21 protein-coding genes are annotated in these 24,118 nt (G+C 71.6%); 7 read left to right on the top strand and 14 right to left on the bottom strand.

All coding sequences use genetic code 11. The features are described 5' to 3' along the window. Nucleotides 1–28 precede the first annotated feature (28 nt). Nucleotides 29–859 (bottom strand): alpha/beta fold hydrolase, encoded by an 831-nt coding sequence (locus tag ACFRIC_RS19340; protein ID WP_382787206.1) that lies wholly within the window; start codon nucleotides 857–859, stop codon nucleotides 29–31. 292 nt (nucleotides 860–1,151) lie between these two features. Further along, complete coding sequence (locus ACFRIC_RS19335) at nucleotides 1,152–1,805, bottom strand: NADPH-dependent F420 reductase (RefSeq protein WP_382787204.1); 654 nt, start codon at nucleotides 1,803–1,805, stop codon at nucleotides 1,152–1,154. Nucleotides 1,806–1,929: 124 nt separating this feature from the next. On the opposite strand from ACFRIC_RS19335, the gene ACFRIC_RS19330 reads away from it, so the two are divergent. Together ACFRIC_RS19330 and ACFRIC_RS19325 are read left to right on the top strand one after the other, a co-directional pair. After that, nucleotides 1,930–2,814, top strand: a complete 885-nt coding sequence (locus tag ACFRIC_RS19330) for an RNA polymerase sigma-70 factor (protein ID WP_382787202.1) — start codon at nucleotides 1,930–1,932, stop codon at nucleotides 2,812–2,814. A 267-nt stretch (nucleotides 2,815–3,081) separates the two neighbouring features. After that, complete coding sequence (locus tag ACFRIC_RS19325; protein ID WP_382787200.1) at nucleotides 3,082–3,843, top strand: GntR family transcriptional regulator; 762 nt, start codon at nucleotides 3,082–3,084, stop codon at nucleotides 3,841–3,843. A 37-nt stretch (nucleotides 3,844–3,880) separates the two neighbouring features. On the opposite strand, the gene ACFRIC_RS19320 is transcribed toward ACFRIC_RS19325, so the two are convergent. The 3 genes from ACFRIC_RS19320 to ACFRIC_RS19310 form a co-directional block, all read right to left on the bottom strand. Next, a complete protein-coding gene (locus ACFRIC_RS19320; RefSeq protein WP_382787198.1) occupies nucleotides 3,881–5,038 on the bottom strand; it encodes an ROK family transcriptional regulator in 1,158 nt (385 codons plus the stop codon). Nucleotides 5,039–5,135: 97 nt separating this feature from the next. Continuing rightward, complete coding sequence (locus tag ACFRIC_RS19315) at nucleotides 5,136–5,798, bottom strand: response regulator (RefSeq protein WP_382787196.1); 663 nt, start codon at nucleotides 5,796–5,798, stop codon at nucleotides 5,136–5,138. A 14-nt stretch (nucleotides 5,799–5,812) separates the two neighbouring features. Then, nucleotides 5,813–6,976 (bottom strand): sensor histidine kinase, encoded by a 1,164-nt coding sequence (locus ACFRIC_RS19310; RefSeq protein ID WP_382787194.1) that lies wholly within the window; start codon nucleotides 6,974–6,976, stop codon nucleotides 5,813–5,815. Between the two features lie 108 nt (nucleotides 6,977–7,084). Between ACFRIC_RS19310 and ACFRIC_RS19305 the strand changes: the two genes are divergently transcribed. Genes ACFRIC_RS19305 through ACFRIC_RS19295 form a run of 3 tightly spaced genes read left to right on the top strand, consistent with a single transcriptional unit; the run spans nucleotide 7,085 to nucleotide 9,256 of the window. Continuing rightward, a complete protein-coding gene (locus tag ACFRIC_RS19305) occupies nucleotides 7,085–8,014 on the top strand; it encodes an ATP-binding cassette domain-containing protein (RefSeq protein ID WP_382787192.1) in 930 nt (309 codons plus the stop codon). 2 nt (nucleotides 8,015–8,016) lie between these two features. Next, on the top strand, nucleotides 8,017–8,742 hold the full coding sequence (locus ACFRIC_RS19300) for an ABC transporter permease subunit (protein ID WP_382787189.1): 726 nt from the start codon (nucleotides 8,017–8,019) through the stop codon (nucleotides 8,740–8,742). Nucleotides 8,743–8,800: 58 nt separating this feature from the next. After that, nucleotides 8,801–9,256, top strand: coding sequence for a hypothetical protein (locus tag ACFRIC_RS19295; protein WP_382787187.1), 456 nt, complete (start codon nucleotides 8,801–8,803; stop codon nucleotides 9,254–9,256). Nucleotides 9,257–9,277: 21 nt separating this feature from the next. On the opposite strand, the gene ACFRIC_RS19290 is transcribed toward ACFRIC_RS19295, so the two are convergent. From ACFRIC_RS19290 to ACFRIC_RS19280, 3 genes are all read right to left on the bottom strand, one after another. After that, nucleotides 9,278–10,093 (bottom strand): nucleotidyltransferase domain-containing protein, encoded by an 816-nt coding sequence (locus tag ACFRIC_RS19290; protein ID WP_382787185.1) that lies wholly within the window; start codon nucleotides 10,091–10,093, stop codon nucleotides 9,278–9,280. A 531-nt stretch (nucleotides 10,094–10,624) separates the two neighbouring features. After that, nucleotides 10,625–12,067 (bottom strand): adenylosuccinate lyase, encoded by a 1,443-nt coding sequence (purB, locus tag ACFRIC_RS19285; RefSeq protein ID WP_382787183.1) that lies wholly within the window; start codon nucleotides 12,065–12,067, stop codon nucleotides 10,625–10,627. Nucleotides 12,068–12,353: 286 nt separating this feature from the next. After that, nucleotides 12,354–12,866 (bottom strand): hypothetical protein, encoded by a 513-nt coding sequence (locus tag ACFRIC_RS19280; RefSeq protein ID WP_382787181.1) that lies wholly within the window; start codon nucleotides 12,864–12,866, stop codon nucleotides 12,354–12,356. Nucleotides 12,867–13,830: 964 nt separating this feature from the next. Between ACFRIC_RS19280 and ACFRIC_RS19275 the strand changes: the two genes are divergently transcribed. Together ACFRIC_RS19275 and ACFRIC_RS19270 are read left to right on the top strand one after the other, a co-directional pair. Beyond that, entirely contained in the window at nucleotides 13,831–14,412 is a 582-nt protein-coding gene (locus ACFRIC_RS19275; protein ID WP_382787178.1) for an RNA polymerase sigma factor, read from the top strand. After that, a complete protein-coding gene (locus ACFRIC_RS19270) occupies nucleotides 14,409–15,788 on the top strand; it encodes a BN159_2729 family protein (protein WP_382787175.1) in 1,380 nt (459 codons plus the stop codon). The genes ACFRIC_RS19275 and ACFRIC_RS19270 overlap by 4 nt, the downstream gene beginning before the upstream one ends. Nucleotides 15,789–16,510: 722 nt before the next feature. Here ACFRIC_RS19270 and ACFRIC_RS19265 read toward each other — a convergent pair. The 6 genes from ACFRIC_RS19265 to ACFRIC_RS19240 form a co-directional block, all read right to left on the bottom strand. Continuing rightward, the gene (locus tag ACFRIC_RS19265) at nucleotides 16,511–17,308 is read right to left on the bottom strand and encodes an SGNH/GDSL hydrolase family protein (RefSeq protein WP_382787173.1); all 798 of its coding nucleotides are present in this window, start codon (nucleotides 17,306–17,308) and stop codon (nucleotides 16,511–16,513) included. A 74-nt stretch (nucleotides 17,309–17,382) separates the two neighbouring features. Next, nucleotides 17,383–18,396, bottom strand: a complete 1,014-nt coding sequence (locus ACFRIC_RS19260) for a hemolysin family protein (protein WP_382787170.1) — start codon at nucleotides 18,394–18,396, stop codon at nucleotides 17,383–17,385. Then, nucleotides 18,393–19,718 carry a hemolysin family protein gene (locus tag ACFRIC_RS19255; protein ID WP_382787167.1) on the bottom strand — a complete coding sequence of 442 codons (1,326 nt, stop codon included), beginning with the start codon at nucleotides 19,716–19,718 and terminating at the stop codon, nucleotides 18,393–18,395. Before ACFRIC_RS19255 ends, ACFRIC_RS19260 begins: the two co-directional genes overlap by 4 nt. Nucleotides 19,719–20,024: 306 nt before the next feature. Continuing rightward, nucleotides 20,025–20,450, bottom strand: a complete 426-nt coding sequence (locus tag ACFRIC_RS19250; protein WP_382787164.1) for a GNAT family N-acetyltransferase — start codon at nucleotides 20,448–20,450, stop codon at nucleotides 20,025–20,027. A gap of 57 nt (nucleotides 20,451–20,507) precedes the next feature. Further along, nucleotides 20,508–21,425: an LLM class F420-dependent oxidoreductase gene (locus tag ACFRIC_RS19245; protein WP_382787161.1), complete on the bottom strand. Its 918-nt coding sequence runs from the start codon at nucleotides 21,423–21,425 to the stop codon at nucleotides 20,508–20,510. 121 nt (nucleotides 21,426–21,546) lie between these two features. Beyond that, nucleotides 21,547–24,111: an ABC transporter permease gene (locus tag ACFRIC_RS19240; RefSeq protein WP_382787158.1), complete on the bottom strand. Its 2,565-nt coding sequence runs from the start codon at nucleotides 24,109–24,111 to the stop codon at nucleotides 21,547–21,549. Between the last annotated feature and the right edge of the window lie 7 nt (nucleotides 24,112–24,118).

The following is a 24,118-nucleotide window of genomic DNA, read 5'->3' as shown; positions in this document are numbered from 1 at the left end:
CAGCGCGAACTCCGCCGTCCCGGACCGCTCAGCGGCTTCCGTCGAGGATGACGCGGGCGACGAGCGCCGGGTCGTCGTTCATCGGGACGTGGCCGCAGCCGGGCAGCCGCACCAGCCGCGCCCGCGGAATGATCTGCTTGGCCCGGACGCCCTGGCGGCGGATCAGCAGCCGGTCGCGGGTTCCCCAGGCCACGGTGACGGGGAGCGTCGGGATGTCGTCCGTGAACTGGACGTTCGTACCCGCCCGGAGCGTCTCGGCGAATCCCTCCGCGTGGGCCAGGGCGAGGGTCTCGGCGACGACCGCTTCGGGTGAACGGCGGGCGGGCCGGGCGTAGATGGTGCTGGTCAGGACGGTCCGCCCGGCCGCGGAGCGGGAGAGCCGCTCGATGACCGGCAGGGGCATGCGGCGGGCCGTCTGGCGCATGGCGATCAGCAGGCCGAAGGCGTACCGCCGCTCCACCGGCGACCAGAAGCCCGCGGGCGAGAGCGCGGTGACGGACCGTACGAGCTTCTCGCGGCCCAGTTCCAGCGCCAGCAGCCCGCCGAGCGAGTTTCCGGCGACGTGCGGCCGCTCGATCTCCAGCGCCTCGCACAGCGCGCCGAGTACGGGCACCACCGTCGACAGGTCGTGGGGGAGCCCGTCGGGCAGCGCCGGGGACGCGCCGAAGCCCGGGAGGTCGACGGCGATGACGTCGCGTTCGGCGGCGAGGATGGGGATGACCGGGTCCCAGGCCTGGCGGTGGTGGCCGATGCCGTGGAGCAGGAGCAGCGGCTCGCCGGTGCCCTCGCGCGCGTAGGACACGGTGACCGCCTTCGGGCCGCGCGGTGTGGGGAGGCTGACGGTGACCGTGTCGGACATGCGGGTGCTCCTCATCTGATGCCGTGACGAACCATCTCGTAGACAGCTTGTCAGCAACTGCTACCGACGGGTAGCCCCCGAGCCGGCACGAACCCGGCGCCGGGGGGCTGGCCATCCGAGGCCCGGCGTTCGAGGCCAGGCATCCGAGGCCGAGCGTCCGGGCCAGGCATCTCACGCCCGGCACCACACGGCGCGGACGGCGGTGCGGGGCCCGGCACGGGCACCCGGCGCCGACCGGATGCCCGTACCCACCTCTCACGCGCCCGTGCCCGCGGCTCCTCCAGGCCCGCGGCTAGCGCGCCCCGCGCACCTCGATGTTGAAGTCCGCGTGCCCGATGCTCTGCATGAGCTTGACCCACAGCGGCACGTACATCTCCACGGTCCGCGCGGTGCTGATGCCGCCGAGGTCGAACACGCGCCGCGCGGGCCAGCCGAACTCGCCCAGCAGTGACGTCACTTGCTCCTTGGCGCCCTCGTCGTCACCCGAGACGAAGATCTGGTGCTCGCCCGGCACCTTGGAAGGGTCCACCATCACCTGGCAGTTGACCGTGTTGAGGCTCTTCACCACACGGGCCCCCGGGAACTCCCGCTGGATCTGCTCGCCCACGCTGTCCGACTCCACGGGAGACAGCCGCAGTTCGCCGTCCTCGAAGGCCAGGGGATTGGAGACGTCCAACACCACCTTGCCGTCCAGGTTTTCCGCACCGGCCGACCGCAGCACGGCGAGCGCGACCCGGCCGCCCACCGCGTTCACGACCACCTCGCCGAACGCCGCCGCGTCGGCGAAGGTGCCGTGATGGGCCGTGGGGCCCGCGCCGTCGGCCCACTCGGCCGCCGCCGCGTTGTCCTTCGTGCGCGAACCCAGGCAGACCTCGTGGCCCAGTTCGACCAGTTTGCCGGCGAGGGTGCGCCCCACGTCGCCCGTGCCCAGTACCCCGTACCGCATCGTCGTTCCTCCCGTTGTCGGGACCGCCGGTCACCGGCGGTCCGCGGCCATTGTGCTCCGGGGCGGCCCTTTCGCCCGGCTGTTTCGCCTGGACACCCGGGAATGTGTCGGGTGGGATGGGGCGGTGACGACCGACACGGTGACCGACGTATTCGAGGAACACCGCCCCGTGCTCATGGGTGTGGCGTACCGCATGCTTGCGCGCGTGGCCGACGCGGAGGACGTCGTCCAGGAGACGTGGCTGCGCTGGTCGGCCGAGGACCGGTCGGACGTGCGCGAGCCGCGCGGGTACCTGGTCCGTGTCACGACCCGGCTCGCCATCGACCGGCTGCGCCAGGTCCAGTCGCGTCGCGAGACCTACGTCGGACCGTGGCTCCCGGAGCCGTACGTCACGGACTTCGGCGAGACGGTGCCGGACAGCGTCGAGCGCGCCGTCCTCGCGGACTCCGTCTCCCTCGCCGTCCTCGTCGTCCTGGAGTCCCTGTCCCCGTTGGAACGCGCGGTGTTCGTCCTGCGCGAGGCGTTCGGCTATCCGTACGCCGACATCGCGGTCGTACTGGAGCGGGGCGAGGCGGCGGTACGTCAACTCGCCGGGCGGGCGCGCAAGCACGTGGAGGAACGGCGGCCACGTTACGAGGTGGACCCGGCCGAACGCCGGGACCTCACCGAGCGGTTCCTCGCCGCGGCGGCCGAGGGCGATCTGGAGGGGCTCATGTCCCTGCTGGCACCCGAGGCGCGGCTCATCGGCGACAGCGGCGGCCTCACCCAGGCACCCCTGCGCGTCCTCGACGGCGCCGAGAAGGTCGGCCGGTTCGTCATCGGCGTCACCAAGAAGGGCGCGTACGGCCTGTCGTTGCGCTTCCTCGAGGTCAACGGCGGCCTCGCGGTGCTCGCGCTGTCCGGGGGCGAACCCGACAGCGTCATCCAACTGGACGTCGCCGACGGGCGGGTCCAGTGCGTCTACATCGTGCGCAACCCGGAGAAGCTGGTGTCGATCCCGGCCGGTTAGCCACCGGAGAACGCCTCCCGCCGAGGCGTCACAGGACAGCGGAAGCCCCCGACTTTGTACGGGGGCTTTCGGCGTTGTGTCACGGACGTCGCCCGGCGAGAACACCCCGTGAACGCTCCGCGGCGGGGCGCCTGTGCAATCCGTAAGGGTTCGAGGATTGGTCTTGACCAAGGGTGGGGGCGGCCCTATCGTCGCGGATAGTGCAGGAACCTTTAATAAACAAGGGCGTTAAAACGCCGCCGGGCCACGGCGATTGCGGAGGACAGGGTGGGGACCACGCAGTTGGAATCGGTGCCGGAACCGAAGTACTGGCACCTCAGGACCGTGCTCAGCGAGGCACTGGACTCCGAGTTCACCGTGGGCGAGATCCTGCCCAACGAACGTGATCTGGCGGCCCGCTTCGGTGTCGCCCGGGCGACCCTGCGGCAGGCACTCGAACAGCTCGAACTGGAAGGCCGGCTGCAGCGCCGCCGCGGCGTGGGCACCACCGTCGCGCCCCCGCGCGTGGGTGTGGCCGTCGGAACCGAACAGCACGTGTGGCCGGGGGCGGCCGGTGACGCCTGGCACGCCGCGGACTGCACGGTGGCGGCGCCCCCCGCGCCGGTGGCCGGCATCCTGGAGAGCGCGGACGGCGAGCAGGTCCACACCGTGCGCCGTTCCCTGGTGACGCACGGCCAGCCCGTCGCCGCCGAGCTCCTGTACATCCCGGCGTCCTCGGTGCCGGACCTGTCGGCGATCGACGCGCCCTCGGGCGCCGCACGCGCGCGTGCCGTGCTGCGCGAGCTCCAGCGCCTGGACCTCGAGGGCCAGGACCGTGCCGTCGAGCTGGGCTCGGCCCGCGCGGACGACGCCAAGGAGCTCGACCGTCTTCCCGGGGCGCCCGTCCTCGTCGTCACGACCCGCTTCTTCACCGAGGGGCGCACCGTGGCGGTGTCGGTGGCCACGTACCGCGCCGACACCTGCCGGCTCACGTTCGGTGATTCGGGCGGGGTGGAGATCCACCACGACCCGGAGCGCCGCGCCTCCTGAGCCGTCGTCCGGTCCGGACCGCCGCGTCGCTCGCGCCTCAGCGGCGCGCGGTCACGGTTCCCTCCACCGCGAACAACTGCTCCTCGACATGGTCGAGGGCCAGCCGCAGCGCACCCGTCGCCACCGCAGCCTCTCCCAGCATGGAGAGGGCGACCTTGGGCGGACGCAGACAATAGCGCGCCAACTCCCTGCGCAGCGGCTCCAGCACGCCGTCCAGACCGGCCGCCCAGCCACCGATGACGACCAGCTCCGGGTCCAGGGCGAGGACCAGGGCCGCCACGTCGTGCACCAGGCGCTGGATGAAGCGCTCGACCGCCGCGCGCGCCCGCTGGTCGCCGTCCTTGGCCAGCGCGAACACCTTGGCGACGGCCGGCTCGTCGAGCGGATGCAACGGCTCGTCCGTCGTCGAGAGCAGCGTCTCGGGCGTGACGTCACGGCCCAGCAGATGCAGCGCGCCGATCTCACCGGCCGCGCCGCCGAACCCCCGGTGCAGCCGCCCGCCGATCAACGCTCCGGCGCCCGGGCTCAGTCCTGCCAGGACGAACACGACGTCGTCCGACTCGGTCGCCGCGCCCTTCCAGTGCTCCGCGACCGCCGCCGCGTTGGCGTCGTTCTCCACGAGCACCGGGCACTTGAAGGAGCGGCTCAGCCGCTCGCCCAGTGGCAGGCCCGTCCATTCGGGCAGCGCCGTGCCCAGGCGCACGGTGCCGTCCGCCTCGACGATCCCGGGACTGCCCACGCCCACCGCGCGCAGCGAGCTGCGGGCGACTCCCGCCCTGCGCAGCAGCTCGGCGACCGCCATCCGCAGCCGTTCCAGCCGCTCGTCGGCGGACGCCCTCTCGTCCACGTCCTTGGCCATCGCGCCCATCACGCGCCCGTCCAGGTCCGCGAGCAGGGCCGCGACGCGGTGCGGGCCGATCTCCAGGCCCAGCAGGTGCCCCGCCTCGGCCCGGAACCGGAACCTGCGCGCCGGACGCCCCTGGCGCCGCGTGGCACCCTCCTCGGCCGCCTTCTCGACGACGAGCCCGTTCTCGATCAGCCCCTCGACGACGCCTTCGACCGTCGGCCGTGACAGTCCGGTCACCCGGGTGATCTCGGTGAGGGTCGCGCAGTCCGTGGCACGCAAGGCGTGCAGGACCACCGCGGAATTGATCCGTCGCAGCAGAGACGGATCCCCGCCGGTCAACCGCCCCAACGTCCGTCCTCCCAGCTTGTACGCGTGTTGGCCGGATCGTACTCGTCGCGGGGGACCCCGGCGAGAGCCGGGGACCCTTTCGCTCCGCGGGGCGCGGTCAGCCCGGCGCCACGAACCCCGATTCGTAGGCCGCGATGACCGCCTGAGTACGGTCCCGGGCCCCCAGCTTCGCCAGTACGGAGCTGACGTGCGACTTGACCGTCTCCGTGCCGACGACCAGCCGCGCGGCGATCTCGGCGTTGGACATCCCCCGGGCCATCAGCCGCAGCACGTCCGCCTCGCGCTCGGTCAGCGCGGCCCGTTCCATGACCGCCCGCGCCGCCGGACTGGCCCCGCCCTCGCCGTAGTCGGCCGCCAACTGCCGCACGGAGGCGGGGAACAGCAGGGACTCGCCCTCGGCCACCAGGCGCACCGCGTGCACGATCTCGGCCGGCCGCGCCCGCTTCAGCAGGAAGCCGTCCGCTCCCGCGCGCAGCGCCTCGTAGACGTACTCGTCGTTCTCGAAGGTCGTCACCACGAGGATCTTGGGCGGGTCGGCGACCGTCCGCAGCAGCGCGCGGGTGGCCTCGATGCCGTCCATCAGAGGCATCCGGACATCCATGGCGACCACGTCCGGCCGCAACTGCCGGACCAGCGGGATTACCGCGGCCCCGTCGGCGGCCTCGCCGACGACCTCGATGTCGGGCTGCGCCTCCAGGACGGCGCGCAGTCCCGCGCGGACGAGGGGTTCGTCGTCGACGAGCAGAACGGTGACCGGCATCCGGCCAGCGTAGATCAGTGCAACGGCAACTCTGCATGGACCTGCCAGTCACCCTCGTGCGGGCCCGTCCGGGCGCTGCCGCCGAGCAGCGCGGCCCGCTCCCGTATGCCGCGCAGACCGCTGCCCCGCCCGGCCACCACTCTGCCGTCCGGCAGCGGATTGCGGACCTCCAGGGAGAGCGCGCCGTCCCTGACGTCGATCCGCACCCGCACCGGAACACTTCCGGCGTGCCGGAGCACATTGGTGAGCGACTCCTGGAGGATGCGGTAGCCCTCCCTGGACACAGGACCGGCCACCGTCTCCAGAGGGCCCGACACCTCGGCGTCCACCTCGGCCCCCGACGTGCGCGCCGACTCCAGCAGCCGGTCGGCGTCGGTCAGCGTCGGGCGGCCGCTCACCGGGCGTTCCGCCTCGCGCAGCACTCCGAGCACCCGCTCCAGGTCCTCCAGAGCCGCTCTCCCGGTCTCCTCGATGGCGGTCAGCGCACGCTCGGTGAAGTCCGGGTCGCCGGCCGCGCGCGCGGCGCCCGCCTGCACCACCGCGACGGTGAGAGCGTGCCCGATGGAGTCGTGCAGCTCCCGGGCTATGCGGTTGCGCTCCAGCAGTTGTTCGGTGCGTTCCTCCAGCGCGGCGAGGCGCTCGGTGGGGGAGGGGCCGAGGAGCCGCCGGGCCAGCGCCGTGGTCAGCTCGCCCAGGCCGACCACCCCGCCGTACAGGGCGAGCAGGGGCAGGGGAATGAGCAGCGCGCAGCTCCAGTGCGGGTCCAGGAGCCGGATCACGGGGTCGCCCGACGGCCAGTAGCCGAGGGCCGCCCGGGTGAGGTCGACGGCGAACATGGGCAGCCACACGGTGACCACCGAGGTCGCCACACTCAGCAGCAGGCGCGCCTCCAGCCAGAGCACGGTCCGCCACCGGTCCCGCAGGCCGGCCGAGGGGGCCACCGAGAACGCCGTGTCCTCACCGCTTCGCTCGCCCGGCGCCAGCATGAACCGCGCCTGCACCCCCTCGCCCCGCCGCACGGCCGGGATCAGCCCCAGCGGAATGAGCATCAGCGCGGGCACCCATGGCCTCGACATGTCGATGAAGAGCCACACGCTGACGAACAGCATCGGCACCCACAGGTGCAGCAACCGCGTGTACGTCGTCCCCCACAGCAGCGGACGCAGAAATCGGGCCATCGCGCCATCCTGCCAGCGGGCACCGACAACGGACCTCCCCCGGGCGGGGGAGACGATCTCCACCCGCGGGGGAGGCGGGCGGCGGCCCACGGCGGCCAGGCTGGGCCCATGACCAGCATCGACGTCCAAGACCTGACCAAGGAGTACGGCGGCAGGCGCGCCGTGGACCACCTGACCTTCAGCGTCCTCCCGGGCCGCGTCACCGGATTCCTCGGCCCCAACGGCGCCGGGAAGTCCACCACCATGCGGCTCGTGCTGGGCCTGGACCGGCCCACCTCCGGCACCGCCACCATCGGCGGCCGCGCGTACGCCACGCTCGACGAACCGCTCCGCAAGGTGGGCGCCCTGCTCGACGCGGGAGCCGCCCACGGATCGCGGACCGCCCGGAACCACCTGCTGGCGCTGGCCGCCACCAACCGGATCCCCCAACGCCGGGTCGACGAGGTGCTGGATGAGACGGGGCTCGCCGCGGTGGCCCGGCGCCGGGTGAAGACGTACTCCCTGGGCATGCGTCAGCGCCTGGGCATCGCGGCCGCCCTGCTGGGCGACCCGCCCGTGGTGCTCCTGGACGAACCCTCCAACGGGCTGGACCCCGAGGGGATCATCTGGATCCGCGAGCTGCTGCGCCGGCTGGCCCGGGAGGGGCGCACCGTCCTCGTCTCCAGCCACCTCATGAACGAGACCGCCTCGTTCGCCGACCAGCTCGTCGTCCTCGGCCGCGGCAGGCTGCTGGCCGACACGCCGATGCGCGAGTTCATCGACGCGCGCGTGCAGCCCCGCGTCCGGGTGCGCAGCACGGACAGCCGCGCGCTGGGGGGCCTGTTCGCGGAGCACGGCATCGAGGCCGTCGAGGGCGAGGAGGGCCGCTGGACCGCGTACGACGCGCGGCTGGAGGACATCGGGCGCCTCACCTCCGCCGCTGGCCTCTCCATTCTCGAACTCGCCGCGGAGGAGGGCACGTTGGAGCAGGCCTATCTGGACCTGACAGCCACCGAGACCGAGTTCGCCGCCGCCCCGACCCAACCCCAGGAGGCCTGACCATGTCCTTCGCACCCGCACTCCGCGCGGAATGGATCAAGATCCGGACGCTCCGTGCGCTCCTGTGGGGACTGGCGACCGTCCTCGTGGCCACGGTCGCGTTCTCCGCGCTCGCCGGCCTCGACGACTCCGACAACCCGGATTTCGACCCGCTGTTCTCGGCGTTCTTCGGGGTCAGTTTCGGCCAGATCGCGGCCATCACCTTCGGAGCCCAGGCGGTCTCGGCCGAGTACCAGAGCGGCGCGCTCCGTGTGTCGCTGGCCGCGGTTCCCGACCGGGGGCGCTGGTTCCTGGCGAAGACGGTGGCGATCGGTGTGCCGGCTCTGGGGATCGGCCTGGTCACCGGCGTGCTCAGCCTGGTGGTCGGGACATCGGTGCTCGGATCCCGGGCGGACACCCTGACCTGGACGGCGGAGCTGAGGGGCGTGGTGGGCTGCGCGGTCTACCTGTCCTTGATGGCCCTGTTCGCGGCGGGACTGGCGGCCGTCCTGCGCAGCGGGGTCGCCACCCTGGGCATCCTGATCCCGTTCCTCCTCATCGTGTCCTTCGTCGTCGGGTCGGCGTCGGGGGGCGTGGCGGACTTCCTGCCGGACAAGGCCGGTCAGACGGTCCTGCACGCGTCGTGGGACGGCGCGCTCGGACCCTGGAGCGGGCTCGCGGTGACGGCGCTGTGGACGGCGGCGGCCCTGGGCGCGGGCGCGTGGTGCGTCCGGCGCCGGGACGCCTGAGCGCACTGGCTTCCTGACGCCTCACCAATTGTCAGTGGTGGCGGCTTTACTGGACGTCATGACCATCGCGCAGCAACTCGCCACGATCGACCGGCTGTGCGCCGAGGACTTTCCCACGGGGCACGGCGGGTCGGTCGCCGGGTCGTACGGCGGTCCGGGGGGACCCGGGTTCCATGTCGTCGAGTTGGAGCGGAGCGGAGGTTCCACAGGAGGCGGGCAGGGGGAACAGGAGGAGGCCGAGCAGTTCGAGGCCCTGCGGGAAGCCCTCGCGCAGCGGCTCGCCGACCGGTGGGGGAAGCCGGACTGGATGAGTCTCGACGGCGTGTTCCTGCGCGCCCAACAGGGCGACGAGCGAATACCGGAGCCCTGGGCCTCCCTGGGCGCGCACATGAGGAACGCGCAGGTGTGGCGGGCCGAAGAGGTGGGCCGCTGGGTCGCCCTCGGCATCTCCCGCCTCGGCGAGGACCAGGAGTTCAGACTGCTCGCGGTGATCACGGAGATCGACCCGCCGTGACGCGGGACCCTTGGGGCCTGATCAGCGGTCGAGGCGAGTGAGCACGTCGGCGACGAGCCGGTCGGCGTCGTCGAGCGCGGCGGTCAGCGTCTCCGGGGTGGTGCCGAGCGCGGCGAACAGCCCGTGAGCCCGCCCGGCGAAGTCCGCCGGGGCGACGGCGAGTTCTCCCGCGGCGAGGACCGCCCCCTTCTCGTTGAGCACCCAGCGTCGGGCATGGGCGTGGAGGGCCTGCGCCAGAAGTCCGACCGCGCGGAAGAGGCAGCCGGAGACGTAGAAGACATCACCGCGAGCGGCCCCCTTGCGGGCGGCGGCCAGGATGAACGGCGCCTCCCAGCGCGCGTTGTCCATGAGCGCCTCGCGCAGTGGTTCGGGGTAGTGGCGTGTCAGCTCCCGCAGATCCCGGAGCTCACCGCCGGGATCGGCGAGGACCTGGCCGACGGCCACCTCACCGGCGTAGGAATGCGAGTACACGCCCAGGGGATGTCCGGGCTGCATCCCGATCTCGAACCGCCCGGCGAGGCAGTCCCGCCAGACGCGGTGCACCCGGTCCAGGTCGCGGTAGATCCAGTCGACGCGGTGACCGTCGACGGTCAGCCAGCCGCCACCGTCCACCCAGGGCCCCCAGCCGCCCGGCTCGGTCACCTCCACCGGGCCACCGGTCAGCTCGGCCGCGAGCAGCCGCAGGGCCGGGGTGTCCAGCGGGGGCCGGTAATAGAGGCCGAGATCGAAGTCGGAGTCGGGACCGTGCGAACCGGTGGCCCGGCTGCCTCCCAGACACACACCGACGACACCGTCCACCTCGGCCAGCCGGCTCGCGATTTCCGCCAGACGCTCCATACCCCGGATTCTGCCGAGACGGATCTCCACCCGCGACCCATTTCGCCCTGACCGCACACGCCGTGCGGCGCGGCCGCTGCGTCCGGACTTCGGTCCATGCCGCCCACCGTCTTCGCCCGGCTGTCAACCGCGGTCGGCTCGGGCTGCGCGCCGCCGTCGCGGGGCTGTTGACGTGCGCTTGGCGCGGACCGCGTACCGCCTTCGGCACCGCTGCCCGCCGCCTTCGCCCGGCTGTGAACCGCGGCCGGCACGGGCTGCGCGCCGCCGTCGCGGGGCTGTTGACGTGCGCTTGGCGCGGACCGCGTACCGCCTTCGGCACCGCCGCCCGCCGCCCGCCGCCCGCTGCCCGCTGCCCGCCGCCCGCCGTCAGCCCGTCCGCACACCGCGGCCGGTGCGGCCGCGGGCCGCTTGGGGGTACGGGCTCCGTGCCGCCGGGGCACGGTCGGCGCCGCCGGGAACGGCGGAAGGCCGCCCGCGACGACGGCGTGAGCCGGTCGCGGGCGGCCTTCCGGTCCGCTGGTGCGAGGTGGGTCAGAGGATCGCGCCGGGCGTGTAGCCCGCGGCCTCCGGGTGCTGCTTCACGATCTCCTCGACACGGCCCACGACGACGGCCACCTGGTCGGCCGCGGCTCCCGTGAAGGACAGCTTGTCGGCCATCAGCTCGTCGAGCTGCGCGCGGTCCAGCGGGATCCGCTCGTCGGCGGCGAGCTTGTCGAGCAGCTCGTTGCGGTCGGCGCCCTGCTCACGCATGGCCAGGGCGGAGGCGACGGCGTTCTCCTTGATCGCCTCGTGGGCGACCTCGCGGCCGACACCGGCGCGCACCGCGCCCATGAGGACCTTGGTCGTCGCGAGGAACGGCAGGTAGCGGTCGAGCTCACGGGCGACGACGGCGGGGAAGGCGCCGAACTCGTCGAGGACGGTCAGGAACGTCTCCAGCAGACCGTCGAGGGCGAAGAACGCGTCCGGCAGGGCGACCCGGCGCACCACCGAGCACGACACGTCGCCCTCGTTCCACTGGTCGCCGGCCAGCTCGCCGGTCATCGACGCGTAGCCGCGCAGGATGACCATCAGGCCGTTGACACGCTCGCAGGAGCGGGTGTTCATCTTGTGCGGCATCGCGGAGGAGCCGACCTGGCCGGGCTTGAAACCCTCGGTGACCAGCTCGTGCCCGGCCATCAGACGGATCGTCTTGGCGGTCGAGGACGGGGCGGCCGCGAGCTGGACCAGCGCAGTCACGACGTCGTAGTCGAGCGAGCGCGGGTAGACCTGGCCGACGGAGGTGAAGGCCTGCGAGAAGCCGAGGTGCCCGGCGATCCGCTGCTCCAGGTCGGCGAGCTTGGCCGCGTCGCCGCCCAGCAGGTCGAGCATGTCCTGGGCCGTGCCGACCGGGCCCTTGATGCCGCGCAGCGGGTAGCGGCCGAGGAGTTCCTCGAGGCGGCCGTAGGCGACGAGCATCTCGTCCGCGGCGGTCGCGAAGCGCTTGCCGAGGGTGGTGGCCTGCGCGGCCACGTTGTGCGAGCGGCCGGCCATGACCAGCTCGGCGTACTCGCCGGCGAGCTTGGCCAGCCGGGCGAGGACCGCCACCGTACGGTCGCGCATCAGCTCCAGCGAGAGCCGGATCTGAAGCTGCTCGACGTTCTCGGTGAGGTCGCGGGACGTCATGCCCTTGTGCACGTGCTCGTGGCCGGCGAGGTCGTTGAACTCCTCGATCCGTGCCTTCACGTCATGCCGGGTGATCTTCTCGCGCTCGGCGATGGAGGCGAGGTCGACCTGGTCGAGGACGCGCTCGTAATCGGCGACGGCGGCGTCCGGCACCTCGATCCCGAGGTCCTTCTGGGCCTGCAGCACGGCGAGCCAGAGCTGACGCTCCAGCTTGACCTTCTGCTCGGGGGACCAGAGCGTGGCGAGCTCGGCGGAGGCGTAGCGTCCGGCGAGGACGTTGGGGATACGGGGCTTAGCAGGCGCGGTGGTCACGTGTATGGAGCATACCGGCAGTCCGGCCGGGCTCCTGTTATGTCCGCGGCGTCCCGGATGCGCAGGTCGTGGCGGAGCGGCACCCCCCGGCGGACCGGGGCGTGCGTGAGGAGGTGCGGGGACGGGACGGAGGTGTCGCGCTCGGGCGGGCACCACGTACCGCGTCGTCGCTCCTGCGTCCGCCGGTCATCGCGGCGGATTGACGCTCAACTCCTTTGAACGGAGGGGAGTTGTTCACCGTATGAAGGGATGGATGGCTCGGTGGAACGTTTTCGCAGGGTGGTGCTCATGATCCGGAACGCGGGGGGCGGCTTCCGTAGCCGGCCTGCGCGTGCGGATCGGGGTGGGGCTGCTCGCTGCCGACGACAGCGCGCAAGCCCCCGTAGGTCTTCGACGTGAATCGGTCGTGGGCGAAGGAGAGCTCTGCCGTGATCAGTTGATTGCGCTCGTCGTTGACTTCCTCGATCTCCTGCATGAGCTGGGAGTTCTTGGCGCGCAGCACCGTGTTCGCGTTGCGCGCCTCGTCGAGGGCTCTGGCATGACTGCCGAGTCTGATGGCTGTGATGGTGGCCCTGCGGGCCATGGCTTTTTCGCGCTGGGCCAGGTCCAGCTCGCGTTTTTGTATGTCCAGCTCGAGGCGTCGTCGGTGTTCCGCCAGGACGCTGAGATCGTGTCGTGTACGGGCATCGACCTGCGTCACCGTGTGACGGAGCAGGGCCGCAAGTGCCCCGGCCACGCCCATGGTTAACAGGCCGATCCCGACTGTCGCCGCTTCCCATGCATGGTGCCAGACGCCCACGCCCACGAATGTCCAGCCGGCTGTGCAGCTGGCGGCGGACGCGGTTGCCAGTCTGTACGCCACGTCTTGTTACCCCCTTGCAGTGGCCCCCCGGCTGTCGTCGGCATCGAGATCCTTTTGAAGCTCGATAGCTTGGACGATGTTCCCGCTGAGCATTGTGCGGATTCTGAGATCAGTGATTCCCCATGCGTCCATGGCCTCCTCCGGGGTGAGTGATACTGAGGCTACCCTCCGTGTCGCAGGCTGAGGCCCGTGTTCCGGCGGAAGCATGCCGCTGTTCACCAACATCTCTCGCTGGTCGAGGCCAAGTACTGACGCCCATGTCGTCAGTTGCGAGGGAAGGGGGAGGGTCTTTCCTTCCAGCGTTCTGCTGATCGTCGTCAGGCTCACTCCAATCGCGATGGCCAGTTGAGCCCGGCCACCGGCTCGTGGGCGTACGTCGTACCCGGCCGCTGTCGCGGCATTTGTGAGGTACTCGCCCACCCTCCTTGCGAGAGCTTGTCGCTCACCGCGGGACTCGTGGGGGGACTCTTCCATGCTCCGCATGTTCCGGAGAGTAGCGCGCGTGTATGCAACTTGCACGCGACTTGCATGCGTGCATCTTCGCAGGTCAATAGGTGTTTAAGAGTCATGGCAGGCCAAGGGGGACGCTTCGCACGTCAGTTCCCCACAAAAAGTCTCGTCTTCATACCGGCGAAGCAACTTGCGTACGTGTACGCAAGTTGCATATGTTGCATGACTGTGAGTTAGTCGCACGTATGCAAGTCCCTTTGAGGGGACCCTATTTGCACCGCCTCGGCATCGGCTCGACCAGGCACTGGAGCTGCGAGGCAACCGCGGGGGACGCCTCGAAACCTTCGGACACGACGACCCGGTCATCCGGCGCCCGAGCCCGGCCATGGCCGGAGCGGACCGTCGCAGCACCTGCCCACCACAGTTCATCCACTCATGAACGGAGTAGGCCTTGATCGCCGAGGCTAACGCCGCCACACCGCGGTTCGACACCAGAGAACCGGCCCTTATCGCCCGTGCGCTCGCGGGGGACCGGGACGCTTTCGGGGAGCTCTACGCTCTGCATCACCCCGCGGTACTGGCTTACGTACAGCGCCGTGTACGCAATCGGCAGGTCGCCGAGGACATCACCGGCGAGACCTTTCTCAACGCCTGGATGAAACGCGAGACCTTCACTTATCGCGGCATCGGTTTTGTCGGGTGGCTGATCACCATCGCCCGGAACAAGGTCATCGACCATTGCAAGAGTGCCCAGCGACGTGAGTTCGTCGTCGAGGACATGCTCGGCTTCGACGAGGACCTGACGGTCAGCACCGAGGACACCGTACTGATCAGTCTGGACGAGGAGTTGCTGCGCCGGGCCCTGGACCAACTGCGGCCACCACAGCGCGAGGTCCTCACGCGCCGGTTCCTGATGGAGTTCTCCGTGCTGGAGACGGCGCGCCAGATGTCACGGTCCGAAGGCGCTGTGAAGACCCTGCAGTTCAGGGCTCTGGCCAAGCTGCGCAGCGAATATCTGGGGGTGGCGGCATGACGACGGTGCCCGGGATCCGTTCGGTCGTCGAAGCCAATCTCGCCGAGCAACTCAGCGCGTTCGCCCGGGAGTTCGTCGCCGACCTGGAGGCGCAGGGGCGTCTGGTGGAGGCCGGCGGTGCCGGTGCCCTCGAACGGCTGCGGACACAGGTCGAGGCCGTGCAGAACTGCCCGGAGGCCTATCACGCGGCCGTGGACACGATCGTCGAGGACTGCGGTTACCCGAGCGAGGTCGCGATGCGGATCGCCACCGCGCTGAACCGCAAGGGACTGATCCCCGGCGACGACGTCGAACCGCGCCAGGAGGACGCGTCCGCCCCCGAGCCGAACGGCGGGGTACGGGCCACCGGCGACGACATCGAGCCGCGGCACGACCGGGCACCCCTACCCCTGCCCCTGCCCGCTTCCACACCCGCGTCCGTGCCCGAGTTCCTGCCCGTGCCCGTGTCGGCGTCCGCGCCGGTCCGTGGGGAGCGCGGCCCCGGGGCCGGCGGTCCCGAGCCGCGCCACGACCATGCCCCCGCGGCCGGGCCGGACGGTGAGGAACCCGTGGCCGCCGACGAGGAGTCCGAGCCCCGGCACGATCGCGCCCCCGCGTCCGTTCCGGAGCACCAGGGGCCGGAGCACCAGGGGCCGGGTACCGGTACCGAGAACCCCGAGCCCCGGCACGACCGCGCCGCCCTGTCCTCGCCGCTCGTGCCACCCGCGCGCGGCGCGATCGTCCTGCATCTCGCCGACCGCGGCGCCGGACGGGTCATGGCGGAGCGCGGGGCGACGCCGGTACCGCAGCGCGTCGACGGCCAGGTCCCGAGGGTGAGGCCGGCCGCCGCGCGGTCGCGCCAGGTCGGATGGGGCAGCGCCTCCGCCCGCGCGGTCTCCGTCGCCGCGAGCCTGCAGTCCGACCACCTCGCACGCCTGGAGGCCATGCAGATCTCGGCGGACGGGGAGCGGGTCACCGTGGCCATCAAGGCCACCTGCCTGGACGACTGGGAGTACTGGCTCGACGCGATCGGCGCTCCCCGCAACGTCCGGACCAGGACGGCCGGGCACGCTCAGGTGGCCGCCGGAACCCTCGACGGTGTCGCCGTCCACCTCACCGCGCACGGTGTCCCCGAGCTCCTCCAGGAGGCGAGCGACACGGCCGCCGACCCGTTCTTCCTCTGGGGGCGGATCTACGACCTCGGGATGGGGCAGGTCGACCGCGCCGACCGGATCTGGCTCTCGCTCGGACGGCGCCAGGACGAACGCGGGATGCCGCTGCTGGTCCTGCGCGGCACCGACGGTCCCCCGTACCCGCTCGCCTCGATCGTCATGGCGCACGGCCCGTTGACGGCGACCCCCCTGCCCTCCGGCGGAATCACCGGGGACAGCGCCTGATCGTCGCCGGGCGCGCCGCTTCGGCTGGCCGTTTCTCACTCGTGGTGCCCCGCGCCTCTGCATGAGGCGAACCGGGGCGGTGCGTCCACACATGCTCACGATCTGTGTACTGAACCTGGCGCAGAGCGATCCCCGCCGGTAGTAGGCGGGGTGGTCGGGGATGGCTGGTTTCCCACCCTGCCGACAGTCCGCCGCAAGGGTGCCGATGGGGCACATCGGCCCTGATCGGTCCACCGGTGGCGTGTCGGTGCCAAAAGGTACGCACGTGCCTTTGGCCCGGCCACGCGTGGGGACAGTGGTCCGTAAGTTCCCCGGCCGGTGCCCTGGGGCGTACTTCTCAGGCCAAGGCTCGAGTGCTTTGATGTTGATTCCAGCGGGAACTCCCGGCTGGCCTGTTACTTGCCCTCCTCCACGGGATGGCGAGACGGCTCCTCTCCATGCTCCGCAAAGCTGGAGGGGCCGTCGGCGGGGCCCGGCGTACGCGCCGGGCCCGGCCGTACCTACGGGCGCGTGAGTGGGCGCATCAACTCCATACCCGCGCTGTCGAGCGCCCCCCCGTGCGCCCTGTGGCGACCGAGGGGTGATCCGGTAGCGTCCTCCCCTATGCGGAGCATGGGCCGCCGTGTCACTCGCGAGAGTGATACGGCGGAAGCCGCCCGTTCGAGCCGACGCGACGTGGAGTCGACGTGATGTGAAGCCGGCTCGGCGCCGAGCGAGCCGGCTCAGCCTCCGTGGCCGCCCGTGACAGGACCCTCGTAGGGCAGGAGCTCCGGGCGCTTCGCCGGCAGTCCGTCACCGGACGAGCGACCCGTCAGCCGTCGCCCGATCCACGGCAGCAGATGCTGCCGGGCGAAGCGGGCGTCGGCCGTGCGGCGGGAGACCCAGCCGGGGGGCGCGGTGGGCGCCGACGGGACGTGCCACTCCGGGTCCTCGGCCTCGTATCCGAGGGTCTGCCACACGGCTTCCGCGACCCGGCGATGCCCGTCGGCGGTCAAGTGCAGCCGGTCGACGTCCCACGAGCGCGGGTCGGCGAGCGAAGGTGCCCCGTAGAGGTCCACCACCAGGGCGCCGTGCCGCTCGGCGAGCGCGTCGACGACGGTGAACAGCTCCTCCATGCGGGGCCGGAAGCGTTCGAGGACCGGGCCGTTGCGGCCCGGGCTGCGCATCAGGACGAGCTGCTCGCAGGCCGGGGCCAGCCGCTCCACGGCCTCCTCCAGGAGACCGCGGACGCGTCCCATGTCGACCTTCGGCCGCAGCGTGTCGTTGAGGCCGCCGACCAGCGTGATCACATCGGGCCGCATGGCGACGGCCACGTCCACCTGCTCGTCGACGATCTGCCCGATCAGCTTGCCGCGCACCGCGAGGTTGGCGTAGCGAAAACCAGGCGCCCGGGCCGCCATGCGGCCGGCGAGGAGGTCGGCCCATCCTCGGTACGAGCCGTCGGGCAACAGGTCCGACATGCCCTCGGTGAAGGAGTCGCCGACCGCGACGAGGCTGGTGTATGAGGCATTCATCTGCATGGCGTGAAAGATGGTAACCCGAACACATACCCGTCGGTCGGTCGGGCCGTCCTGACCGGCAGTCCGCAACGCCCCTACGCCGGCTGCCCGAACAGTTCCCTCAGGACGTCCTCCATCGTCACCAGTCCCGTGAGCCGTCCGTCGCTGCCCATGACCCCGGCGAGATGCGTGCGGCTGCGGCGCATCGCGGTCAGGACGTCGTCCAGGGGCGTGCTCTCCCGGACGCGGGCGATGGGCCGCATGTCCTCCACGCGGAACGGCACCTCGCGAGGGACCGCGTCCAGCGCGTCCTTGACGTGCAGATAGCCCACGATCCGGCGCCCCTCGTCGACCACCGGGAAGCGGGAGAACCCCGACTCGCCCGACAGCCGCTCCAGCTCCTCCGGAGTGACACCCACGCGCGCGTAGACGACGCGTTCCACCGGGAGCACGACGTCGTGCACCGGGCGGCGCCCCAGCTCCAGGGCGTCCCGCAGCCGCTCCTGGGCACGGTGGTCGATGAGCCCCGCCGCGCTGGAGTCCTTGACCAGGCGGGCCAGCTCGTCGTCGGAGAAGGTCGCCGCGACCTCGTCCTTCGTCTCGACCCGCAGCAGCTTCAGCAGGCCGTTGGCGAAGGCGTTGACCGCGAAGATCACCGGGCGCAGGGCGCGGGAGAGGGCGACCAGCGGCGGCCCGAGCACCAGCGCCGTCCGCACGGGTTCCGCGAGGGCCACGTTCTTCGGCACCATCTCGCCGAGCAGCATGTGCAGATACGTCGCCAGGGTGAGCGCGATGACGAAGGAGACCGCGTGACCCGCGCCGGACGGGACGCCCACGGCGTGGAACACCGGCTCCAGCAGGTGCGCGATGGCCGGTTCGGCGACGATGCCGAGCACCAGGGTGCACAGCGTGATGCCGAGCTGCGCGGTCGCGAGCAGCGCCGAGACGTGTTCGAGGCCCCAGAGCACACTGCGCGCCCGACGGTCGCCCCGCTCGGCGTGCGGTTCGATCTGGCTGCGGCGCACCGAGATCAGCCCGAACTCGGCGCCGACGAAGAAGCCGTTCACGACGAGGGTCGCGAGTCCGATCAGCAGTTGTACGACGGTCATCGCGTGCTCTCCTCGGCGTCGTCCGGGGCGTGCAGCAGGACTCGCGCGGCGCGCCGCCCCGAGGCGTCCACGACGTCGAACCGCCAGCCGTCGGCCTCGACGCTGTCCCCCTCGGCGGGGATCCGGCCGAGTTCGGTCGCGATGAACCCCGCCAGGGTCTCGTACGGCCCCTCGGGCACCCGCAGTCCGACCCGGGCGAGCTGGTCGGTGCGGGCGGAGCCGTCGGCCGAGTACAGCGCCCGGCCCGCGGCGTCGGTGCCGGCCGGGGCGAGGTCGGGCGTCTCGTGCGGGTCGTGCTCGTCGCGGACCTCGCCGACGACCTCCTCCACGATGTCCTCCAGGGTGGCGACGCCGGCCGTGCCGCCGTACTCGTCGATGACCACGGCCATCGTGCGCTTGCCGGCCAGCCGGTCCAGGAGCCTGTCCACGGTCAGCGACTCCGGTACGAACAGCGGCTCGCGCATGATCCGGGAGACGGGGGTCTGTGTCCGGCTCGTGGCGTGCACGGTCAGCACGTCCCTGATGTGGGCGACGCCGACGACCTCGTCGAGGCTCTCGTGGTAGACCGGGAACCGCGACAGGCCGGTGGCCCGGGTCGCGTTCGCCACGTCCTCGCAGGTCGCCTGGACGTCCAGCGCGATGACCTGGACGCGCGGTGTCATCACGTTCTCCGCGGTCAGGTCGGCGAGGTTCAGGGTGCGTACGAACAGTTCGGCGGTGTCCGCCTCCAGGGCGCCCTCCTTGGCGGAGTGCCGGGCGAGCGCCACGAGCTCCTGGGGTCCGCGGGCGGAGGCCAGCTCCTCGGCGGGTTCGAGGCCGAACCGGCGGACGACGTGGTTCGCGGTGTTGTTCAGATGGGCGATGAACGGGCGGAACGCGGCGCTGAACCAGCGCTGCGGCGTCGCCACCCGCTTGGCCACGGCCAGCGGTGAGGAGATCGCCCAGTTCTTGGGCACCAGCTCGCCCACGACCATCAGGAAGACCGTCGAGAGCGCCGTACCGATGATCAGCGCCACGGAGTTGGACGCGGAGGGCGGCACGCCCAGTGATTCCAGGGGGCCCGCGATGAGCTTGGCGATCGACGCCTCGGAGAGCATGCCGACCACAAGGTTCGTCACGGTGATGCCGAGCTGGGCGCCGGAGAGCTGGAAGGTGAGGTTCCGTACGGCCTTGAGGGCTCCGGAGGCGCCCCGCTCGCCGCGTTCGACGGCCCGTTCCAGCTCGCTGCGCTCGACCGTGGTCAGAGAGAACTCGGCCGCGACGAAGCCGCCGCAGGCCAGCGAGAGCAGAACTGCGACGAGCAGGAGGAACACTTCGGTCATCGGGTCACCTCCGTCCCATGATCGGCCAGGGACAGGGGGATCGCGCGATGTCCGCGTCGACCGTGCGCGGCACGGCCGCGGGTACTGGGAGGCTCGCCCATGGGCGGACGCTCACACCTTTCGTCGGAGAAGCGATGGTCGGGTCCAACAAGGGTAAAGGATCGGCAAAGTAGCTTCTCCGGGGGTACCGTCGTCGGACCCCGCACTTTCGGGACCCCCGCCGTCGGCCCGGTGGCGCAGGCGGGAGACCCGCCGTCGGCCCGGTGTCCGCCTCCCCACGACCCCCGACGCCGACGCGTGGGAGTCCTAGTCCGTGAGCGGCTTCACCCAGCGCCGCCAGTGCTCCTCCGGCGTATACCCGGCGGCCCGCCAGGCATGGTGGGCGGTCTCGTTCCGTTTCAGCACCATCGCGTCACCACGCCGCCCGCCCAGCCGTACGAAACGGTCCTCGGCCGCGGCCAGCAGCGCGGAGCCCACGCCGAGGCGCCGCCGGTCCGGACGGACCGCCAGCCGGTACAGGTGGCAGCGCCAGCCGTCGAAGCCGGCGATCACCGTGCCCACCAGCTCCCCTTCGCGCTCCGCGAGCAGGAGCGCCCCGGGATCGCGGTCGACCAGGCGCTCCACGCCGTCGCGGTCGTCACTGATGCTGGCGTCCTCGGCGGCCACCTTCCAGAAGGCGAGCACGGCGTCGAGGTCCTCGGGCCGCGCGGCCCGTATCCGCAAGTCGGTCATGGTCCGATCTCATCACGGCGACCAGGCGCCGGAACGGGATTTCCGACATGCGGACGATCACCGGCCGCTCAGTGCGCGGACCACGGGAGCGAAGGCCTCCAGGTTCGGCTCCAAGACCGTCAGATACGAGAAGCCGAAGCGCTCGCGCAGGTCCAGGACCTGGCCGACGATCTGGTCCGAGGTACCGATCAGGACGATGGGCAGGTCCAGCACCTCGCGTTCGGTCAGATGCGGGAGCCGGGGCAGCCACGGACGGACGGCGGCGGCGCGGTCGTCGGTGACGGCGACGATCTGGATCAGCAGGTTGAGCTCGGCCGGTTCCTCGCGTCCGGCGGACGCCTTCCGGTGGAGCGTGACGCGTCCGTCGAGTTCGTCGGCCGACAGCGGTTCGAGGGTGCCGTTGCGCCCGGTGCGGGCTCCCGTGAACGAGGCGATGTCCGCGTGCTCCGCGGCCAGGCGGAACATCCGGTCGCCGTTGGCCCCGATCAGCAGGGGCACCCGAGGCGGTCCGCCGCCCGGCGTCCGGGGTGCCTCCCCGCCCGGCCACGGCGTGCCGGCGGAGAGTCCGTCCGGGCCGAGCAGGCGCTCCAGCTCCTCGACCGTGCGCAGAAGATGGTCGACCCTCTCGCGCGGGGTGCCGAAGGGCAGTCCCGCCGTCTCGTGTTCGGCCGGTACGTAGCCGGTGCCGAGGCCGAGTTCGAGACGGCCGCCGGTCAGCGCGTCCGTGGTGGCCACCTCGCGGGCGAGCAGCGCGGGGTTCCAGAAGGCCGCGTTGAGCACGAACGTGCCGAGCCGGGGCCGTCGTGTCGCCTGCGCCGCGGCCACCAGTGAGGGGAACGGGGCGGGCATGCCCAGGTGGTCGGCGACGGTGATGACGTCGTAGCCGAGTTCCTCGGCGCGGCGGCACCGGTCGGCCCACTCGGCACCGGTCGCGGGAGCGATGAGGCTGACGCCGAAACGGAACGGGCGTGGCATCGGGGGTCCCTTCCACGTGACTTCGGCGGTCTCTTCCGTCGGAGGACTCGCCGCGGCCCGGCCTTGAGCGGGTCGGCGGTCGGCCGGCCCGGCCCCGGATGCCGGGACCGGGCCGGGTCGGTCACTCGTGCGCGATCGCCGCCAGGACGTTCATGCGCGACGCCCGCAGGGCCGGGAGCAGGGCCGCGACGATGCCGACGACCGCCGAGCCGATCACGACCGCGACGATCGTCGTCCAGGGGATGGCGAGCGCCTTCATGCCCTGCAGCGCGAGCACCTGCTGGACGCAGACACCCCAGATGATCCCGAGCGCCAGCCCGAGGACCGCGCCGAACACGGCGATCACCACGGACTCCAGACGGATCATCCGGCGCAGTTGACGCCGGCCGAGACCGATGGCGCGCAGCAGCCCGATCTCGCGGGTGCGCTCCACGACGGACAGCGCGAGGGTGTTGACCACGCCGAGCACCGCGATGACGATCGCCAGCCCCAGCAGCGCGTACACGAGGTAGAGCAGCACGGCGATCTGGTCGTGGACGAGCTTCTTGTAGTCGGCCTGGTCACGGACCTGGACCTGCGGATACGGCTCCAGGGTCTTCTCCAGCCGCGGCCGCAGCCGCTCCGGTGAGGTGCCCGGGGCCGCGTTGACGTACAGCGCCGAGTCCTGCCCGCCGGGCACGTACTTCTCGATGGTGCCGAAGCCGAAGAAGAGTCCGCCCTGTGTCCCGAACCCTCCGCCGTCCTGGTCCGTGAGCGCGCCCACGGTCAGGGTCGTCCTGCGGCCGGCGGGGAACTCGACGGGAATCGTGCTGCCGACCCGCACGTCGTGGTCCTCGGCGAACGTCGCGTCCATCGCGATACGTCCCTCGCCGAGCGCCGCCGCCGAATCGCCCCGCGTGTACGTGAGGTGGGCGACGTCGTCGAGACGCGGATCGTAGGCCGAGGCGGTCGTCTCCACCCGCTTGCCGTCGGGCAGTTCGACCGCGACCGGGGTGAAGCGCTGCCGGACGACCAGTCCGACGCCCTCGGTGGCCCGCACCTTGTCCGTGACCTCGTGCGAGAACGGCACGTAATTGGCGTTCTGGAGCACGAAGTCGGCGCCGAGGGTTTTGTCGATCTGCTGGTCGAAGGACTTGCTCATGGACGCGCTGGCCACGGACATCCCGCCGACCAGGGCGAGACCGACCATGAGGGCGGCCGCGGTGGCGCCGGTGCGCCGTGGATTGCGCAGCGCGTTGCGCTGGCTCATCCGGCCCACCGGTCCGAAGAGCGCCGGGAACGCGCCGCCGAGGACCCGGATCACGGGGCGTACGAGCAGCGGACCGGCGATCACCGTGGCGATCAGGGTGAGGACGACACCGAGTCCCAGCAGCGACGCCGAGGTCGAGGTCTTCGACGAGGCCGCGCATCCGGCCAGGGCCGCGGCCCCGGCCGCGCCGACGACCCCGCCGACCACGGCCCGTACCCGCAACGGCCGTCCCACGCCCGCGACTTCGGCGTCCGAGAGGGCGGCCATGGGAGAGACGCCCGCGGCCCGCCTGGCCGGGAGATAGGCGGCGACGTAGGTGACGCCCACGCCGACGACGTACGCCGCCACGGGGGTTCCCCAACCGATCACCATCTCCGTGGACTTGAGGTTCATGCCGAAGGCGGACATCAGCTTGATCAGCCCGATCGCCAGCCCGATCCCGGCCGCTAGGCCGAGGGTCGATCCGACCAGGCCGAGGAGCAGCGCCTCGGTGAGCACCGACCGGCGCACCTGCCGGCGGTCGGCGCCCAGCGCCCGCAGCAGTCCGAGTTCCCGGGTGCGCTGGGCGATCAGCATGGAGAAGGTGTTGACGATGAGGAATATGCCGACGAGCACCGCGATCCCGGCGAAGCCGAGCATCACGTACTTGATGACGTCGAGGAATCCGCCGAGCTGCTCGGCGGACGACTTCGCCTGCTCCTCGGCCGTCTTCACGTCGTAGGGCCCGGAGCCGAGTTCGGCGGAGACGCGCTTCTTGAGCACGGCGTCGTCGACACCCGGCGCGGCGTCCACGGAGATGCTCGTGGCGGCGTCGGGGCGGCCGAGCAGCTTGGACTGCGCGGTCGGGGTGTCGAGGAAGATCAGCGCGGCACCGGGGTTGGTGGTGGTGAAGGTGGCGATGCCGACGATCCGCACCTTGAAGGAGCCGGGCTGCGCCTGCACCGTGAGCGTGTCGCCGACACCGAGGTGCTTCTTGTCGGCGGTGTCCGCGTCGAGCAGAGCCTCGCCCGCGCCGTGGGGTTCGTGACCGGAGGTCAGCTTCACCGGACTGCGTTCGGTGATCTCCCAGTTGGTGACGATCGTCGGGGCGCCCGTCGTCGGTCCGACCGACTTGTTCGCGCTGTCGACGACCGGGGCGTTCTCCACCGAAGCGTCCACGTGGGTCGCGGCGACTCCGTCGACTCCGGCGAGCCGGTCCGCGAGGGAGGCGGGGACGGTCTCGGTCGCGCCGGTGGGCAGTTGCGAGGTCAGATCGTTCTTCGGTTCCACGGTCACATCGGCCGCGGTGGAGGCGAAGAGCCGGTCGAACGTACGGGTCACCGTGTCCGAGAAGATGAGACTGCCCGCGACGAAGGCCACGGACAGCACGATGGCCAGGGCCGACAGCAGCAGTCGCCCTTTGTGCGCGAGAAAGCTTCGCAGTGTCGCCTTGAGCACGACCGCC

It is taken from the genome of Streptomyces sp. NPDC056738, assembly GCF_042790435.1.
In the GTDB taxonomy this organism is placed as follows: Bacteria; Actinomycetota; Actinomycetes; order Streptomycetales; family Streptomycetaceae; genus Streptomyces.
This window is presented reverse-complemented; position numbering and strand designations above follow the sequence as displayed.